The sequence below is a fragment of the Patiriisocius marinistellae genome (assembly GCF_009014635.1).
Lineage (GTDB): Bacteria > Bacteroidota > Bacteroidia > Flavobacteriales > Flavobacteriaceae > Patiriisocius > Patiriisocius marinistellae.
The window spans coordinates 131,562-148,493 of sequence record NZ_BKCF01000001.1; the positions used below are offsets into that span (position 1 = coordinate 131,562).

Sequence of the window (16,932 nt, forward strand, 5' to 3'; positions counted from 1 at the left end):
GCTAAGATACTACAAAAATAGTGGTTCAATTAAAATGGTAAATCATCATCTCCCTCAGGTTGTTGTACATTTTGAGTTTGGGCTGGAGTAGCAGGCGCTTGCGATTGAGCAGGACTCTGTTGAGACTGTTGCTGTGGCATTGTTGCTTGCTGATCATTCTTAGGCGTCAAAAAAGTAAAATCTGTACATTGAATTTCTGTACTATAACGGTCTTGACCTTTATCATCTTGCCATTTGCGTGTTTTGAGTCTTCCTTCAATATATACTTTATCACCTTTTTTAAGGTATTTTTCACAAATCTCAGCACCTTTGTTACGCACAACAATGTTATGCCACTCTGTAGTAGTAACACGCTCATTTGTCGTTCTATTTGTATAGCTTTCATTTGTAGCAAGTGGAAATCTACCTATGCTATTTCCACCTTCAAAAAAATGCATTTTCACATCATCTCCCGTATGCCCAATTAGCATCACTTTATTCAACGTCCCACTCATAATTCTATAAATTAATTTTATTCAAAAATCGTTTTCAAAGGTATGTTTTGAGAATTAAATATAATCAAAATTTAACTACTTAAATTCGGGAAAGCTGGAAATAAAATTTGACACTAAAACAGGTACTGCAAAGTCCTGCACTTCGGAAATTTTAATGCCATTATTGTTTAAGTTATTTGAATAACCTATCCAAAATTTAGTATACAAATGTTGATGCGATAATTTATGTACTACTTGAACGTCATTATAAAGTACAAGTTCTGTAATACCGTGTATTTTTGATAACGACACATAATCATCAGTGTTTATTAATTGATTTTCAGAAATTTCCGAAGCACTCTCAACAAGTGGAAATTCGTACAATTGTTGCCATATACCTTTACCAGTTCTTTGGTTTAAAATTGTCTTCTTGTCTGCGGATACAATAACTATATAATTAAAATAACGTTTCTTAATTTTCTGCTTTTTTATTTTAACAGGAAGTTCCCCTACAGTATTAGATAAAAAAGCCACGCAATCTTTATTAAAAATACAGTGTAAACAATCTGGGTTTTGTGGCACACAATAACGAGCACCAAACTCCATAGTTGCTTGATTAAAAGTACCTGATTGCGATATATCTAACAGTTTTTGAGCCAGTTGTTTAAATTCTTTAATTCCTGCACTACTATTAATAGGAGTACTAATTCCATAAATGCGAGAAAGAATACGATATACATTTCCATCAACCACAGCTGTAGGTAAATCAAAACAAATAGAACCAATTGCACTTGCCGTGTAATCCCCCACTCCTTTTAAAGATAAGAGTTCTTTATAAGTTTTCGGAAACTCTCCTTTAAATTCTCCAGTTATATGTTGAGCCGTAATGTGTAAATTACGCGCCCTGGAATAATACCCTAATCCTTGCCATAATTTTAACACTTGTTCTTGCGGTGCATTTGCTAGTGCTTGAACATTAGGAAAAGCTTCAATAAATTTAAAATAATAGGGCGTTCCTTGCTCCACTCTGGTTTGTTGAAGAATAATTTCGGAAAGCCAAATTAAATATGGCTCCCTCGTAGCTCTCCATGGGAGCTCACGTTTGTTTTCCAAGTACCATGAAATGAGATTTTTACGAAACTTTGAGGTATTTATCGCCATATGACAAAAATAACCTTTATGTCTTTATATTTTAACGCATTACCTTTTGAGTTATTGATTTTATATTTCTTATATTTGCCGTCTTGAAAAAAAATTAATTAATAAAAAGAACAAACATGACGAAAGCAGATATCGTAGCAAAGATCTCAGAGAAATTAGGAATGGAAAAAGGAGATGTACAAGCTACTGTTGAAACATTTATGGAAGAAGTTAAGACTTCTCTTGAAGGTGGAGACAATGTATATTTAAGAGGTTTTGGAAGTTTTATCATTAAAACTAGAGCCGAAAAGACTGGACGTAATATTTCTAAGAATACTACGATTAAAATCCCCGCACATAACATCCCAGCGTTTAAGCCTGCAAAAGTATTTGTAGAGGGTGTTAAAACAAATGTTGAAGTAAAATAAATTAATAACGTCCCGTTATTAAGGTAACGGGACAACATAAATCCTATTTAATATGCCAAGTGGTAAGAAAAGAAAAAGACATAAGGTAGCTACGCACAAGCGTAAGAAGAGAAGACGCGCTAACCGTCACAAAAAGAAAAAGTAGTTTTAAACTACTTTTTTCTTTTAAAAAAGTATTGGATTTTTCTTCGGAAATTTCCTGTAATTAGTTCTTTGAAAATGAAATTAAACACTGTTACTACCTGAAACAGTAATTTGATTTCGACGGGTTTTTCTGGATGTTTAAAATTTCAGAAAACATAAAAACCCTGTGAGTATTCTATAATAAGAATGCTACAAATATTGTTTAATCCATTCTGACCACGTTATTGTGCGTCAGGACAAAAATTAATGACCGTGAACTACGAATTATTCATTAGATCCAGTTCACAAGAAGTTGATTTTGCGCTGTTAAAAGATGGAAGACTCATCGAGTTAAACAAAGAAGAAGAGGCAAACAATTTTGCGGTGGGAGATGTATTTCTCGCTAAAATTCGTAAGACTGTACCAGGACTCAATGCTGCATTTGTCAATGTAGGCTATGAGAAAGATGGTTTTTTACACTATCATGACCTTGGGCCAAAAATTACTTCGATGTTAAAATTCGTAAAACGTGTAAGCACAGGTAAACTTAAAGAGTATTCTTTAAAAGATTTCCCATTTGACAAGGAGATTGATAAAAATGGCGGCATTAACAGTGCCATCAAATCAAATCAATCTATTCTGGTACAAGTTGTAAAAGAACCTATTTCCACAAAAGGACCTCGTATAAGCAGTGAGCTTTCAATAGCTGGCCGTTATATTGTTTTAGTCCCTTTTTCAGATCGTATTTCTGTTTCACAAAAGATAGAGAGCCGCGAAGAAAAAGACAGATTAAAACGATTAATTACGAGTATTCGTCCTAAAGGATTTGGTGTAATTATACGCACTGTAGCAGAGGGCAAAAAAGTAGCAGAACTGGATAAAGATTTACAAAATCTAGTAGATCGCTGGACAGCGATGTGCAAAAAGCTACAAGGGGCGCACCACCCAAGTAAGGTGCTTAGTGAGTTAAATAGAGGAGCCTCTATGATACGCGATGTTTTTAACGACTCATTCTCCGCAATTCATATAGACGATGAAACACTTTATTTACAAATAAAAGATTATGTGCAAGAGATTGCACCTGGCAAAGAGAATATTGTCAAATTATATGACTCAAAAGTACCTATGTATGAAAAATTTGGTATTGAGAGACAAATAAAAACCTCCTTTGGTAGAACTGTATCTGGTACTAAAGGAACCTATTTAGTGATTGAGCATACAGAAGCCATGCACGTTATTGATGTTAATAGTGGCAACCGTAGCAATAAATCCAACAATCAGGAACAAACAGCCTTAGAAGTAAATTTAATTGCAGCTACAGAAACTGCAAGACAATTACGTTTACGTGATATGGGCGGTATTATAGTGGTAGATTTTATTGATATGGCACAAGCCGGCAATAGAAAAAAATTGTTTGATCACCTTCGTAATGAAATGAAAGAAGATAGAGCAAAACACAAAATACTACCTCCAAGTAAATTTGGTTTGATACAGATTACACGCCAGCGTGTGAGGCCTGAGATGAATATTAAAACTCGAGAAGAAGCCCCATCAGGCGACACTGGAGAAATCGAAGCGCCAATAGTCGTTGTGCAAAAAATTACCGAAGAGCTTAAAAGGCTTTTCAAAAAAGACTATAAAAATGTGACATTAAGTGCGCATCCTTTTATAGCAGCCTTTTTAACAAAAGGACTTCCATCTGTGCGCCATAAGTGGTTTATGGAGCACAAAAAATGGGTGAAAATACAACCTAGAGATGCTTACACGTATCTAGAATATCATTTCTCTGACAAGAATGGTGAAAGATTAAAATAACCACAACCCCTTATTGTTTTGACTTTAAGGGGTTTTTTTATGCGCTTTTACTTCGGAAATATTAAATATTGAAAAAAATTAAAACCCAATAAAAGAACAAAATTTATAAATTTGATTTTCCATGCAGCAACCCATAAAAACATATACCATTGAAGAAGCAAAACGTAAACTAGAAAAGTATTGTGCATACCAAGAGCGTTGTCACAAAGAAATTAACAAAAAATTGAAGGAAATGCGCATGATACCGCAGGCAATTGATGAAGTGATTGGGCACTTATTGGAACATAATTTTCTAAACGAAACAAGGTTTGCTCAAGCCTATACTCGAGGAAAATTCAGGCAAAAAAAATGGGGTCGAATAAGGATTACGCGAGAACTAAAAATACGTCAAATTTCGGCATATAATTTAAAACTTGCTTTAAAAGAAATACCAGAAGGGGAATACCAAGATACATTTGAAACTTTGTTTGAAAAAAGAGTTTCACAGCTCAAAACAGAGAAAGATAACCAAAAAAAGCGCAAAAAAATAGCAGATTACCTCCTATATCGTGGATGGGAATCTGCTATGATCTATGAAAAATTGAGAACTTTTAAATATTAAACGAAGCTCCAATAGTTATATTGAATTGGTTGTTGAGTTCTTTTCTGAGTGTTTGTTGTATTTCGTAATCATCGTCATTTTTGTATCGGGCAATTGGTAAATTAAGCTCTGTAAAAACTCCTATACCATCTGTAAAAAAATATCTTGCTCCTACGTGTGTACCAAAATTTTTAAGACCTAAATCGAGACCAGGATATAAATCAAATGCTTCACTTATATTCAACACATTACTTAAGTGAGCATTAAAACGTGCACGTAAGTCAAAACGATCTGTAAATTTTGGATCTTCAAAAAATACAATTGTACCAGAACCATCACCATTATCTATGGTAAAGGCATTTAAATTTGAATACTCATCAACGCCTAGTAGGTAAGTTCCTCGTAGTCCTATCGAAATGTTTTCTCCTAAACCATAATCGACCGTGGTTGTAATTCCAGTAGCCTCTGACTGGATATTTGCTCCTACCCCAAATTTTATATCTCCAGGGCCACTATAAGCAATTTGAGATATTATAATTGAAGAAATCATACATGTAATAACTGTAAATAGATATTTCATTTTTTCGAGTTTTGTTGTTTCTGGGTATCAAACGTAGTTTTTAACACTTGTGATATACTTTAAACAAAAATAATAAAATCTTTGAGGTAATGATTAGTTAATTCCAAGCTTTGAATGCGTTCTTTCAATTGCTTTTTTGTTTTTCCAATCAATCCATTTTTGACCTCTTAAGCGACGCATAACATTATCAAAATGACGCATAAAAAAAACGTTGTAAATAGCTCTACCCAGTCGTACTGGGTTCCTTGGGACCGCTCGCAAACTCATTGAAAAGCCAGGTGTTATATATTTCATATAATGCCAATAACCTTCTGGCATATAAAGAACTTCGCCATGATTTAAATGAGTTTTAAATCCTTTAGCTTTTTTAAGAGCTGGCCATTTACTATAATCTGGATTTGAGAAATCTATATCCTCTCTTGTAATTAATGAATGTGGCACTTGATATAGATAATCATTTTGCTTTTGGTCAAAAAGGATGACTTCTTTTTTTCCATCAAAATGAAAATGAAATATATTAGCTAAGTCGATGTCGTGGTGCATAAAGGTATAAGAATCCTTCCCGCCAAAAAACAACATAGGTAAACTCTTCATCAACCTCAGCCCAAAGTCTGGCCATTTATAATCTTTTTGAAGCTCGGGCACTTCTTTCAATACATTCCAAAGAAATATACGGTATTTAGTAGGCTCTTTTTTCAATAATGAAATATAATCTCGCATTTTCATTTTTGCATGAGGCTCATTAAAGCCATCTTCATGAGTAACTGGGCGATTATCATATAATGGCACTTCAGCATCACCTACAACATTTGCAATGTAATCAAGATTCCATTTTTTAAAAGCAGGCCAATCTTCAATAAAACGTTCAATTACTACTGGAGTTTGTGTTTTAAAGTATTGATTATAAAAATCTTTAGAAGATATTGTTTGTATGCGCTCTATTTCTTTTAACTGCATGTGGTTTTTTGAGGTCAGTAAATGTACGGAATAGTACTAATTAAGGTTTTAAAATTATCATAAAAAAAGACCGCCTAAATAGCGGTCCTTTAACAATTAAAATATACTGTCGTTATACCTTAGCTTTTTCTCTAGCCTCTTCGTTACGTTCAATTTTATGTCCAGGACGAGACCATTTTGGTTTTTCGCCTTGTGCCGCGTATTTTGAATATTGAGCTTCTACAGTTTCTGGCTGTTCTTTTTTAACAAAAGGTTTCATAGGCTGTAGGCCTAATAATTTAAACATTTTCATGTCTTCATTTACATCTGGATTAGGTGTAGTTAATAATTTATCACCAGCAAATATAGAGTTTGCTCCTGCAAAGAAACACATAGCTTGTCCTTCTCGGCTCATTTCGGTTCTACCTGCAGAAAGCCTTACTTGCGTATTAGGCATAACAATACGCGTTGTTGCTACCATGCGTATCATTTCCCAAATAGAGATAGGCTCAATCTCTTCCATTGGTGTACCTTCTACTGCTACTAATGCATTTATTGGCACACTTTCTGGTTGTGGACTTAAACTAGCTAAAGCAACAAGCATTCCTGCTCTGTCCTCAACAGCTTCTCCCATACCTATAATTCCACCACTACAAACTGTAATATTAGTTTTTCTAACATTACCAATAGTGTCTAACCTATCTTGATAGGCACGTGTTGATATTACATCTTTGTAATAATCTTCGCTTGTATCAAGATTATGGTTATATGCATAGAGACCAGCTTCAGCAAGACGTTGTGCTTGGTTTTCTGTAATCATACCTAAAGTACAACAAACTTCCATATCTAGTTTATTAATGGTACGCACCATCTCTAAAACATTATCAAATTCTGGCCCATCCTTTACATTTCGCCATGCTGCACCCATACACACGCGTGAACTTCCGCTAGATTTTGCTCTCAACGCTTGTGCTTTTACTTGTTGCACACTCATCAATTCGTTTCCTTCAATATCTGTATGATATCTAGCAGCTTGTGGACAGTAGCCACAATCTTCTGGACAACCTCCTGTTTTGATCGATAATAGTGTTGATACCTGTACTTGATTAGGATTGTGATGCTCGCGATGAATAGTTGCGGCATCATATAACAATTCCATCATAGGTTTGTTATAAATCGCTAAAATTTCTTCTTTAGTCCAAGTGTGTTTTGTTTGAGTCATAAATTCAAAAATATGAAATTATTTCTTTTAGAAATGTGGTTTTAAAATAATAATACTCACAGCATTTCCTCCAAAACCTACAGCGTTAACCATCACGGTTTTGAGTTGCTCTGGAAGATGCCTTGAATTACCGTAAAATGGATTTTCAATAAATTTATTGTGCTCAAGCATTAACGTTGCGAGCTCTAAACTCAACATGCCAGATGTTGCAAACGTATGGCCCACCATCCATTTATTTGAAGTCAATAATGGTAATTGCCTGCCAAAAATCATATCAATAGCATTTTTCTCAGCCTTGTCTCCCTTTACGGTTCCTGGAGCATGCATAACAATTGCATCGACCGTTTTGAGTCCAGCATTTTCTAGTGCCATATGCATTGATTTTTGAAAACAATCTGCGTTTTCACTAATAGAGCTATGGTGCTGTAAGGCCTCAGAAGCAAAACCATAACCACTAATTACTGCAAGCGCATTTTCCTTTATGCCTCGTTCTAAAACAGCAAGTGCAGACCCCTCACCAAGTATCATGGTGTTTTTTGTTTTCTGAAATCGCATCGACTCACATGCCATCTTACTTTGCGATGTTGAGTACAATCGCAACGCTTTCATTTGAGCAATGGTAAATGGTGTTAAAGCCGCCTCGCTTCCGCCCACGATGAACGCATCTGCCATATCTGCTTGCAGCCACGCAATACCATTTAATAGCGCATGCATTGCGGTTGAACAGGTAACCGATTGATCAATTTGAACTCCCTGAATACCTAAAAATTGTGCAACCGATGACGATAAATTGCCCAACGTTGTGGTGGGAGATGTAAATACAGAGACCGTTTCGTCCAGCTTAAATTGGTCATAATATTTTTCAAAAAGTCCCGTAGCACCTCTTGATGAGCCAATGTTAACTCCAGTTCTTTTACTTCGGAAATTTGCTGCGCCGTTTAAAGTTTCCGAGGCCATTAAAGCTAACAATACCGTTCTATCTAAATGTTTAAAAGCCGGATTTTCATCCTGCATTTTGGATAATGCTTGTTGCATTTCCGAAGAAATTTTTGAAACTTTAATAGTATGTTCTCCAATTAGCATTTCAGAAAAAAGAGCACTTTTAAAAAGGTAATTTTGCCACACTTCCTCGCGGGTTTGACCTAATGCCGAAATGGAAGATAATGCTGTAATTGAAATGGGATATCGCAACTTTTTGTAATTTGGAGCAAAAATACGGGTTCTCTATTTTTTAGTGCCCAATAATTACAATATTATGGAAGAATTAGAGCCGCAAAAAAGCTGGTGGAGTCGCAATTGGAAATGGGTTGTACCCGTGGGAGGATGTTTTACACTAATCCTACTTGTACTACTTGGAATAGGCGGCTTGTTTTATGGAATTTCCTCAGCAGTTACTGATACCTCTGCATATACCGAAGCTATGAAACGCACCACTGAAAACGCATATATTATTGAAATACTTGGTGAACCCATTGAAAAAGATGGTTACGGAAGTACTAGTGTTAATTATACAAATGGATATAAAATTGTTGATTTTACGACACCAATAAAGGGACCAAAAGGTACTGCGACCTTAAAGGTTATTGGTGAAGGTATGGATGACGTTTGGAAATATTCGCAAATGGATGTTTTTATTGGAACCGAAGATACAATTGTGAATTTGCTTGAAGAAAGCATGCTAATTGAAGATTACTAAACTTTCCTCAATAACCTCATAGATCTTCTTTAATTCTTCCTTTGTAATCACATAGGGCGGTAATACGTAAATAGTGCTTCCCAAAGGTCGTAATACTATGCCCCGTTCTATAAAAAATTGATATAGTTGATCACGCAAATTACCGTACCGCTCCATTTTTATGTTTAAATCAATGGCAAGAATTACACCCTTGCAACGCACATTTTTAACACTAGGGTGATCTTTTATTGATTGAGCAAAATGTATATGTGATGAGGCTATAGTTTCTCTTTGATTTTTTATCTCTGAGCTATTCAATAATTTAATTCCTGCAATAGCTGCCGCACACCCTAGTGGATGTGCACTAAATGTATGTGCGTGAAAAAAACCTTTGTGCACATCTTCACTTAAAAATCTATCAAATACTTTTTGACTACAGCTCGTAATACTCAATGGAAACATTCCTGCGGTTAGTGCTTTACTAAGGCATATAATTTCGGGTTTATATTCTAATTGGTCAATGGCAAAATTAGTTCCTGTTTTTCCAAAACCTGTCATAATTTCGTCAGCGACACAAAGCACATCTGTCTCTTGACAACGCTTAATAATTGCATCTAATCCAGAAACAGAATGGAATTTCATTCCCGCAGCTCCTTGCACTAATGGTTCAAAAACAAAGGCTGCACATTCATTTTCTATTAAAATTTGTTCTAATAGTTCAAGTACTTCAAAGAGGTTGTCTTCTTGTGGTACAGGAATTCTTTTTACTTTAAGTAAAAAATCTTCAAAGGGAGCGTTGTATGATGCAAGTCCAGAAGCACTCATCGCACCAAAGGTATCTCCATGAAATCCATCTTCAAAAGCAATTAATGTATCTCGCTTTTCCCCAATATTATGATGGTATTGAAAAGCCATTTTGATAGCGGCTTCAACCGCTGTTGACCCATTATCATTAAAAAATATTTTTTGCTGGTTGGCTGGAAGAATTTTCATTAATTCTTCTGCAAGTTTTATGGCTGGCTCATGTGTAAAACCACTAAACATTACAAAATCTAAGGATTCCATTTGCGCAGTTATTGCTTTAATGATTGCTTCATTCCCATGACCATACATTGACGTATACCACGAAGCAATAGCATCAATATATTCTTTACCATCTTCATCCCAAAATAAAGAGCCTTTCGCTTTAACAAGACCTACAGGCGGTGTGGCAGTTTTATGCTGGGTTAATGGATGCCACAAATGGGCCTTATCTCTTTCTATAAGTTTCATAGAACAAAGGTAACACCACCCTATTGGGCTTCAAAGGGAGAATCAATACTTTTTGATATTATATTTGCGTACTCTTTTACTACATTTTTATCAAAATAGGGTTCTTCATCAATACGGCCAAGCATTTTTCCTCCACTCATTTTTAGAATAATTGCTTCGGTGGTGGGGTGTTCTTTACCGCTAAAAATGATTCCGAATACTTTTAGACCTCTTAATTTAATTGCTTCTAGGGTTAATAATGTATGATTAATACTGCCCAAATAATGACGCGAAACGACGATAATACTATCTGTTGGGAGAATTAAATCAGCAATCGTTTCTGTATCATTTATAGGCACTAATAATCCACCAGCTCCTTCAATTACTAAGTTATTTTTAGTTTGAGGTCGCGTTATTTTTTTTGCGGAAATTTTTACGCTGTCAATTTGTGCTGCTGCGTGCGGACTCATTGGAGTTTTTAAATCGAACGCGCTTTTATGAAAAACAGTTTTATTATTTGAGATAAATCGTTTCACTTTATGTGTGTCACTATTTTCAAGTTCACCAGCTTGAATAGGCTTCCAATAATCTGCTTTAAGTGCCTCTGTGATAATTGCAGAGACTACTGTTTTGCCAACTTCAGTAGAGATACCGGTGATAAAATAGGTTTGATTTTTCATTGTGTAAAATTATAAAACATAGCTCTAACCCTTTTAAAAGAGTTAATTGATTTGATTAGTAATTATGGTAATTAACTTAACTATCTGCTCTTTAGTATTATAACTATGTAAACAAATACGTAAACGTTCCTTCTCTCTAGGCACGGTGGGTGATAGTATTGCTTTCACATCAAAACCCTGTTTTTTAATAGCTTCGGAAATGTGTTTTACATGACTATTTCCAGACACAATGCAACTATGAATAGCCGAATTACTTGGAATAAAATGCTGTTGTAATGAATTACTAATTATTTCATTTTTTAATATTGCAATATTACTTTTTAATGTTTGCCTTTTTTCCGAAGAAATATTTAGTTCATTATACGCTGCTTGTATTGTTGCAAGACTGTGCGGTGGTAATGCTGTTGTGTAAATAAAGCTTCGAGCAAAATTAATAAGATAGTTTTTCAAATCATTGCTACAAATAATTGCAGCGCCGTGACAACCCAAACCTTTACCGAAAGTAATGATACGTGCGAATATTTTATTTTCTAATTCTAATTCTTGCACTAATCCTTCTCCCTTGTTTCCGAAAACACCAAGCGCGTGAGCTTCATCAACAACTAAATGCACGTTGTAGCTATTGCACAAATGGGAAAGTGCTTTTAAATCTGGAGTATCACCGTCCATACTAAAAACGCTTTCGGTGATTATGTAAATTTCGTTTTTTACTTGGAGATTTCGATTTCGATCAATTAGGCTTTTTGAGTTGTTACTAAATTGATGGAGTTTTTTTTCTAAATCCTCAACATTGTTGTGAGTAAACTTATACCCTTTTGCATTACTCATCTTAATGCCGTCTCTAATAGAGGCGTGGCATAATTCATCATATAAAACAATATCTCCTCTTTGTGGAACGCTGCTAAAGAAACCAATATTAGCATCGTACCCACTATTAAAAATTAGAGCCGCTTCACTGTTGTGGAATGTGGCTATTAGGTCTTCGGTGCTTTTAAAAAGTGAATGGTTTCCTGATAAAAGTCTTGATCCCGTTGCGCCATTGTGCTCAAGGTTTTGTTGTTTTAAAATTTCAGAAGTTATTTTAAAAATCTTTTTTGAGACGCTAAACCCTAAATAGTCATTTGATGAGAAGTCTATAAGATTATTAGGCGTACCCAACTTGCGCAATGAGTTGCTTTCTTGGCGTTTTGCTATTTTTATTTGAAGTTTTTTAGGTAGCATCTTTCAAAGATAATTGCTCACGGTTTTAAACAAACTACTCAAGTGAATTTTTATGGAATTTCTAATATTTTTTAATTTTCCTTAATCCATTTACGATCTTCTAGAATAGTACCGTCCCATATTGACGTATTTAATCTACTTGCTACTTGATATGCTGCTTCTATTCCATCCTCACGATTATTATATTCCTCGATTAAATAGCCATCATTAAATGAAATGAAAATTTTAAGAAAGTATTTATTTTCTGCCTCTTTATAAATGGAAATATATTCAATGGATGGCATAGGCTCCCACCATCCAAATTTTATAATCCCTACTTGGATTTCTTCTTTAAATCGTTCACGCTTAAAATCGAATATAAAGTTGCTTTTTTTAGCATTATAAAATGCAGAGATACTACTCACAAAGATTAAAAGTCCATAAAAATATAACTCTGTATGTACATCAACTCCTACTATTATTTGCCAAATACAGAATCCTAAAATTAACAAAAAGAGTATAGGAACTAACCATTCATACCATAATTTGGCTTTTTGTTTAACTACAACATATCTATCGTCTACTAATAACGACATACTTTTTTAAGTTTTGATATAAGTGGATAAAGATAGGGATGAAAAACTCTATTTTTAAATTGACAATACTAGTTTTGAATTAAGATTGTTGTTTCATTATTTTTAATAATGAATGTATTTTTATATGAACGATAGCTATTTGAACGATGCAAGTTGATTTTTAAAACTTACTTATTAAAAGCTTGATTACCGTTATTTTAATCACTAAAACACAGTCTTTTTATATTGTTACCTGTGGTTTTTCTTCGTGCAGTTATTTTAATTTGGCTATTGTAAAAGTAAATTCGCTATACGAACCTAAATCTGAAATTACTGAAATTTCGCCGCTCAGACTATGAACGAGTTTTTGAACAGTTGACAAGCCTATTCCGTGTCCTTTTTCACCGTTGTTATCAAGATGCCCCACAATTGTAAATAGTTCAAATATTGTTTTGAGTTTCTCCTTTTCTATTCCACGACCGTTATCATGAATTTTAAATTCATAAAAGCCTTCTATCTCGCTTGCCTTAATTTTAATAATCGTTCTTTCCTTATCATTATATTTGAGGCTATTTCCTATCAAATTGATAAAAATTTGCTTTAAAGCCGTTATGTTACAAAGTATATCTATGTTGTTTTCAGGTAAATTTATCTCACAATTATCTTTTATATTTAATAAGTCTATGACGCCTTCTAACAACTCATTGATTTGAAAATTTTGAGTATCATCAACATCATAAGCTATACATTCATAATGTTCTAAAATTTTAGTGATGTAGTCACTCATAGAAAGTGATGACTTTTTTAGATAATCTAAATAACCTTTTCCAGTATCGTCTATAAAATCATTGTACTTCTTTTTTATAATGTCTGAAGTTAAGATTAAATTAGCCAATGGCATTTTAAGGTCGTGGGATACAATGCTCGCAAATTCTTTGAGAAGACCATTATGTTTTTTTAAGCTGTCTTTAGTGCTTATAAGATCTCTGTTCATAATTCTTAATAACAGAAGCCTTTCTACTTGTTTTCCCAATCGTTTTAAAGCATCTCTTTGCCCTTGATTTAGAGCATTAGGCTTATGGTCTATAACACAAAGTGAACCTAAAGGCAAACCATTTTCAGTCCTTAATGGAATACCCGCGTAAAATATAACTGGCTCATCAAGTTCTGTGAGTGGATTGTCAATAAATCTTGGGTCTAATCTTGCATCTGCTACTTCTAAAATTTCTGTAGGGTCGAGGATTGCGTGAGCACAAAAAGAATAATCTCGTGAAGTCTCGCAGGCAGTCATACCTTTTTTAGATTTAAACCATTGTCTTTCTTTATCAACAAGTGAGATTAATGATACAGGTGTATTACAAATAAAGCTTGCCAATTCAGTAATGTTGTCATAATCATCATCCTCTGCTGTGTCCAAAATTTTGAGACTAATTAAGGCTTGAAGCCGTTCTATTTCGTTATGTGGTACTTTTGACGCAGGCATTATATAGGTAAGTAGTTAAGCGAATAAAAATAATCAATTTTTTAAGTTTCACAATATCTAGTTTAATATGTAGTAAACTTTAAGTTATTTTAGAATTTGACGTATTTTTTGAAAGTTGCTTTAAAATTGATGGATAGTTACTTAATAGTATATTTTCGAATAGATATACCTTAGTACTATCAAGATAACATCTTTTTTTTGTCACCATTATCTCGCAAACGGTTGCATGATTTATATCTTAAATGTTCGTAAATAATGCTAATCAAACTAAAATTTCCGAAGCATTATAAATAGCTTTATTAAGTTGAGACGTTATATTATTAACAAGTAATATAGCATATTTACTTTTATTTAGCGGTATTTACATTGAAACCTGGTGATTTGTAATCTTTAGGTAAATAATCTGTGGGTATAGTGCTATGGTTACCATCTCTTGCTGCTCTGTAATGTGGTGATAATATTTCTATTCCTCGTTCATTACAAACGTCTTGTATATTTTGATGCAAGTGTGAATAGATAGCAGCTTGTTTGTTTGCTTCTTGGATATAGGCATTAATCTGGTAGGCTACATAAAAGTCTTCAAGACTTGTTTGAAGTACAAATGGCATGGGATCTTTTTGAACCAAGTCTGTTCGTAAAGCAGCTTCAATTAATGCTGTGTGCATTTCTTTCCAAGGTATGTCATACCCTATGGTAACTGTGGTGTGGATGATCAACCCTTTCTCTGGCGCATCACTACTATAGTTAATCGTGTGACTACTCATGACAGATGAGTTTGGGATTGAAATAATTTCGTTTTTAGGTGTGCGTATTCGTGTTACTAGGGATGATTTCTCAATTACATCTCCCATAACATCCCCAATTTTTACACGGTCTCCTATTTTAAATAAGCGCATATACGTAAGGACTAATCCTGCAATGATATTTGATAATGAACCAGCAGATCCAAAAGTAAAAAGAAATCCCAGAAATACAGATATACCTTGAAATACTGGTGAATCACTCCCGGGTAGATATTTAAAAATAACTACAAAAGCAAAAGCTATTACTAGTACACGTACTAATTGATATGTAGGTTTTGCCCAATAAGGATAAAACCCATTAAAGGTTAGTCTTTCTTCCTCGATTTCGATTTTGAGAAAGTTTAAACCTTTTAAAACAAATCTAAATACAAATACAATTACTATAATAGTAAAAAGGTTAGGCAAGTAATTCCAGAACGCAAGGAAGATCCCTTTTAGTGGGTTTAGAATATAGCCAAATAAAGTTTTTGCGAGATTTTCAGTTTGCGGAAAAAACCCAAAAATAATAGGTAAAGCTATATATATGGATAGGCAAACGGTAAACCATTTTATTATTTTATTTGCAAATAATAGTACTGTAACTTGACGATCAATATCTAAAAGGGTGTAGCCTTTAATTATAAATGGTTTAAAGTTTTCCTTTTTTTGTCTTTGAATTTTTTGCCTACTCCATTTGAACAACCTAAGAATATACCTAACAATAATAATAATTATAATTAGAGCTATAAATGCGAGTCCTAAGCTTTTAAGCAGATTGAACAGGCTAGTTTCAGACTTATAATTTGTTACTTCTGTAACAATTTTAGTTTTATACTTTTGTGCGAGCTCAACAGGTGACGTTTCTAGCCAAAGTGCGTCAAAATCTGTAATACTTATGATAATTTGTTCTTCGTAAATAATATCTACGGTTGTTTCAAGCTCTTCAATTTTTAATGAGTTCTCACTAAAATCGATTTTAAATGGTAATTTTTTTATTCTATTTGTTATAGTTTCTGCTCGTTCTGCTGGTGAAAAACTTCCTAAACGGGTATAGATTAAAAATAATGTATCATTATGAAAACCATCTACGGGATACCCCTTTGTGGTTTTTTTTAATGCTTCAATTTGTTTCTTTTTTGAAATAAGCAGTGCTTCTTCCTTAATTTTGTATTGGTTAAGCTCAGCTTCTAATTCCTTACGCTCTGAAGATTTTGTGGTACTTAAATTTTGAATTCTTGCTTCAAGATCTGCTCGTCTTATAGAATCTGCAAATCGTTCTTTTTCAAAATTGGTTACTTTTTTTTCAAATTCTCCATCTCCTTCTATTTGAGAGATATTTGTTGAGTCTTTAATACCTTCAACTTTTTCTGTTTGTGCAATACAAAAAGCTGTTGAAAAAAATAATAGCGTTATTAAGGTTTTAATTTTATTCATAAAACTATTTTCCTTTGTTAAACATCTTTTTAATTTTTGAAATGAAGGATGCTAAAGGTATAAAATTTCGTTTTAGATTATTGCTTTTTTAAAAAATGTGGTTTTGACAAAGAATGTTAGCTAAAATCACTATTAAAATTGTTATAGAAGGCATTACTTATTTTAATGGGGAAAAAAAATTAGAGGTTGTAATATTTCTGAAGAACAAAAAAAATCCCAAACTCCTGTAAAAGGGGTTTGGGATTCATTAGTTGTATATTTTAAAGCTTAGTCTGCTAGTACTATTACTTTATTGTCACTACACTCAACAGTACCGCCGTTAATTTCTATGGTCCACTTACCATCAACTTGTGTAAATCTGTTTTTAAATGCCTCAGCAATCGTTGGATTGCCTTTGAACTTTACTGTTCCTGCATCTAATAAAGAAACAATAGCAGCGTGGTTATTTAACATTTGAAACTCACCTTCCATTCCTGGAACGGTAACACTCTCCACATCTCCACTTACTAATGACGCCTCTGGGGTTACAATTTCTAAATACATATTTTATGCTTT

17 protein-coding genes are annotated in these 16,932 nt (G+C 33.8%); 4 read left to right on the forward strand and 13 right to left on the reverse strand.

Features of this window, described 5'->3' with window-relative positions; all coding sequences use genetic code 11:
- Window positions 1-29: 29 nt before the first annotated feature.
- A complete protein-coding gene (locus GB234_RS00640) occupies window positions 30-494 on the reverse strand; it encodes a single-stranded DNA-binding protein (RefSeq protein ID WP_151892576.1) in 465 nt (154 codons plus the stop codon).
- Between the two features lie 75 nt (window positions 495-569).
- On the reverse strand, window positions 570-1,634 hold the full coding sequence (mutY, locus tag GB234_RS00645; RefSeq protein WP_151892577.1) for an A/G-specific adenine glycosylase: 1,065 nt from the start codon (window positions 1,632-1,634) through the stop codon (window positions 570-572).
- A 116-nt stretch (window positions 1,635-1,750) separates the two neighbouring features.
- Between mutY and GB234_RS00650 the strand changes: the two genes are divergently transcribed.
- From GB234_RS00650 to GB234_RS00660, 3 genes are all read left to right on the forward strand, one after another.
- On the forward strand, window positions 1,751-2,041 hold the full coding sequence (locus GB234_RS00650; RefSeq protein ID WP_151892578.1) for an HU family DNA-binding protein: 291 nt from the start codon (window positions 1,751-1,753) through the stop codon (window positions 2,039-2,041).
- 396 nt (window positions 2,042-2,437) lie between these two features.
- Window positions 2,438-3,979 carry an Rne/Rng family ribonuclease gene (locus tag GB234_RS00655; protein WP_151893719.1) on the forward strand — a complete coding sequence of 514 codons (1,542 nt, stop codon included), beginning with the start codon at window positions 2,438-2,440 and terminating at the stop codon, window positions 3,977-3,979.
- Window positions 3,980-4,100: 121 nt separating this feature from the next.
- Window positions 4,101-4,580, forward strand: coding sequence for a regulatory protein RecX (locus GB234_RS00660; protein WP_151892579.1), 480 nt, complete (start codon window positions 4,101-4,103; stop codon window positions 4,578-4,580).
- Here GB234_RS00660 and GB234_RS00665 read toward each other — a convergent pair.
- The 4 genes from GB234_RS00665 to GB234_RS00680 all read right to left on the reverse strand — a co-directional run bounded on the left by GB234_RS00665 (window position 4,570) and on the right by GB234_RS00680 (window position 8,488).
- A complete protein-coding gene (locus tag GB234_RS00665) occupies window positions 4,570-5,139 on the reverse strand; it encodes a DUF6646 family protein (protein WP_151892580.1) in 570 nt (189 codons plus the stop codon). The genes GB234_RS00660 and GB234_RS00665 overlap by 11 nt on opposite strands.
- A gap of 93 nt (window positions 5,140-5,232) precedes the next feature.
- Window positions 5,233-6,096 carry a cupin-like domain-containing protein gene (locus tag GB234_RS00670; protein WP_151892581.1) on the reverse strand — a complete coding sequence of 288 codons (864 nt, stop codon included), beginning with the start codon at window positions 6,094-6,096 and terminating at the stop codon, window positions 5,233-5,235.
- Window positions 6,097-6,208: 112 nt separating this feature from the next.
- Window positions 6,209-7,297 (reverse strand): biotin synthase BioB, encoded by a 1,089-nt coding sequence (bioB, locus tag GB234_RS00675; RefSeq protein ID WP_151892582.1) that lies wholly within the window; start codon window positions 7,295-7,297, stop codon window positions 6,209-6,211.
- Between the two features lie 27 nt (window positions 7,298-7,324).
- Complete coding sequence (locus tag GB234_RS00680; RefSeq protein ID WP_151892583.1) at window positions 7,325-8,488, reverse strand: beta-ketoacyl synthase N-terminal-like domain-containing protein; 1,164 nt, start codon at window positions 8,486-8,488, stop codon at window positions 7,325-7,327.
- Between the two features lie 64 nt (window positions 8,489-8,552).
- Between GB234_RS00680 and GB234_RS00685 the strand changes: the two genes are divergently transcribed.
- Window positions 8,553-8,993: a cytochrome c oxidase assembly factor Coa1 family protein gene (locus GB234_RS00685; RefSeq protein WP_151892584.1), complete on the forward strand. Its 441-nt coding sequence runs from the start codon at window positions 8,553-8,555 to the stop codon at window positions 8,991-8,993.
- On the opposite strand, the gene bioA is transcribed toward GB234_RS00685, so the two are convergent.
- The 7 genes from bioA to GB234_RS00720 form a co-directional block, all read right to left on the reverse strand.
- Window positions 8,976-10,244: an adenosylmethionine--8-amino-7-oxononanoate transaminase gene (gene bioA / locus GB234_RS00690; RefSeq protein WP_151892585.1), complete on the reverse strand. Its 1,269-nt coding sequence runs from the start codon at window positions 10,242-10,244 to the stop codon at window positions 8,976-8,978. The genes GB234_RS00685 and bioA overlap by 18 nt on opposite strands.
- A gap of 20 nt (window positions 10,245-10,264) precedes the next feature.
- Window positions 10,265-10,903 (reverse strand): dethiobiotin synthase, encoded by a 639-nt coding sequence (gene bioD / locus GB234_RS00695; RefSeq protein WP_151892586.1) that lies wholly within the window; start codon window positions 10,901-10,903, stop codon window positions 10,265-10,267.
- Window positions 10,904-10,945: 42 nt separating this feature from the next.
- Entirely contained in the window at window positions 10,946-12,124 is a 1,179-nt protein-coding gene (locus GB234_RS00700) for an aminotransferase class I/II-fold pyridoxal phosphate-dependent enzyme (protein WP_151892587.1), read from the reverse strand.
- Between the two features lie 71 nt (window positions 12,125-12,195).
- Window positions 12,196-12,699 (reverse strand): hypothetical protein, encoded by a 504-nt coding sequence (locus GB234_RS00705; RefSeq protein ID WP_151892588.1) that lies wholly within the window; start codon window positions 12,697-12,699, stop codon window positions 12,196-12,198.
- 253 nt (window positions 12,700-12,952) lie between these two features.
- The gene (locus GB234_RS00710; protein ID WP_151892589.1) at window positions 12,953-14,161 is read right to left on the reverse strand and encodes a sensor histidine kinase; all 1,209 of its coding nucleotides are present in this window, start codon (window positions 14,159-14,161) and stop codon (window positions 12,953-12,955) included.
- 347 nt (window positions 14,162-14,508) lie between these two features.
- On the reverse strand, window positions 14,509-16,377 hold the full coding sequence (locus GB234_RS00715; RefSeq protein WP_151892590.1) for a mechanosensitive ion channel family protein: 1,869 nt from the start codon (window positions 16,375-16,377) through the stop codon (window positions 14,509-14,511).
- Between the two features lie 267 nt (window positions 16,378-16,644).
- Entirely contained in the window at window positions 16,645-16,920 is a 276-nt protein-coding gene (locus tag GB234_RS00720) for a F0F1 ATP synthase subunit delta/epsilon (protein WP_151892591.1), read from the reverse strand.
- Between the last annotated feature and the right edge of the window lie 12 nt (window positions 16,921-16,932).

Bases quoted from the DNA above. Each gene is read 5' to 3' on its own strand.
- bioB (WP_151892582.1), bottom strand. From the start codon at position 7,297: ATGACTCAAACAAAACACACTTGGACTAAAGAAGAAATTTTAGCGATT.
- GB234_RS00640 (WP_151892576.1), bottom strand. From the start codon at position 494: ATGAGTGGGACGTTGAATAAAGTGATGCTAATTGGGCATACGGGAGAT.
- mutY (WP_151892577.1), bottom strand. From the start codon at position 1,634: ATGGCGATAAATACCTCAAAGTTTCGTAAAAATCTCATTTCATGGTAC.
- GB234_RS00710 (WP_151892589.1), bottom strand. From the start codon at position 14,161: ATGCCTGCGTCAAAAGTACCACATAACGAAATAGAACGGCTTCAAGCC.
- GB234_RS00720 (WP_151892591.1), bottom strand. From the start codon at position 16,920: ATGTATTTAGAAATTGTAACCCCAGAGGCGTCATTAGTAAGTGGAGAT.
- GB234_RS00715 (WP_151892590.1), bottom strand. From the start codon at position 16,377: ATGAATAAAATTAAAACCTTAATAACGCTATTATTTTTTTCAACAGCT.
- bioA (WP_151892585.1), bottom strand. From the start codon at position 10,244: ATGAAACTTATAGAAAGAGATAAGGCCCATTTGTGGCATCCATTAACC.
- GB234_RS00650 (WP_151892578.1), top strand. From the start codon at position 1,751: ATGACGAAAGCAGATATCGTAGCAAAGATCTCAGAGAAATTAGGAATG.
- GB234_RS00665 (WP_151892580.1), bottom strand. From the start codon at position 5,139: ATGAAATATCTATTTACAGTTATTACATGTATGATTTCTTCAATTATA.
- bioD (WP_151892586.1), bottom strand. From the start codon at position 10,903: ATGAAAAATCAAACCTATTTTATCACCGGTATCTCTACTGAAGTTGGC.
- GB234_RS00685 (WP_151892584.1), top strand. From the start codon at position 8,553: ATGGAAGAATTAGAGCCGCAAAAAAGCTGGTGGAGTCGCAATTGGAAA.
- GB234_RS00700 (WP_151892587.1), bottom strand. From the start codon at position 12,124: ATGCTACCTAAAAAACTTCAAATAAAAATAGCAAAACGCCAAGAAAGC.
- GB234_RS00705 (WP_151892588.1), bottom strand. From the start codon at position 12,699: ATGTCGTTATTAGTAGACGATAGATATGTTGTAGTTAAACAAAAAGCC.
- GB234_RS00660 (WP_151892579.1), top strand. From the start codon at position 4,101: ATGCAGCAACCCATAAAAACATATACCATTGAAGAAGCAAAACGTAAA.
- GB234_RS00670 (WP_151892581.1), bottom strand. From the start codon at position 6,096: ATGCAGTTAAAAGAAATAGAGCGCATACAAACAATATCTTCTAAAGAT.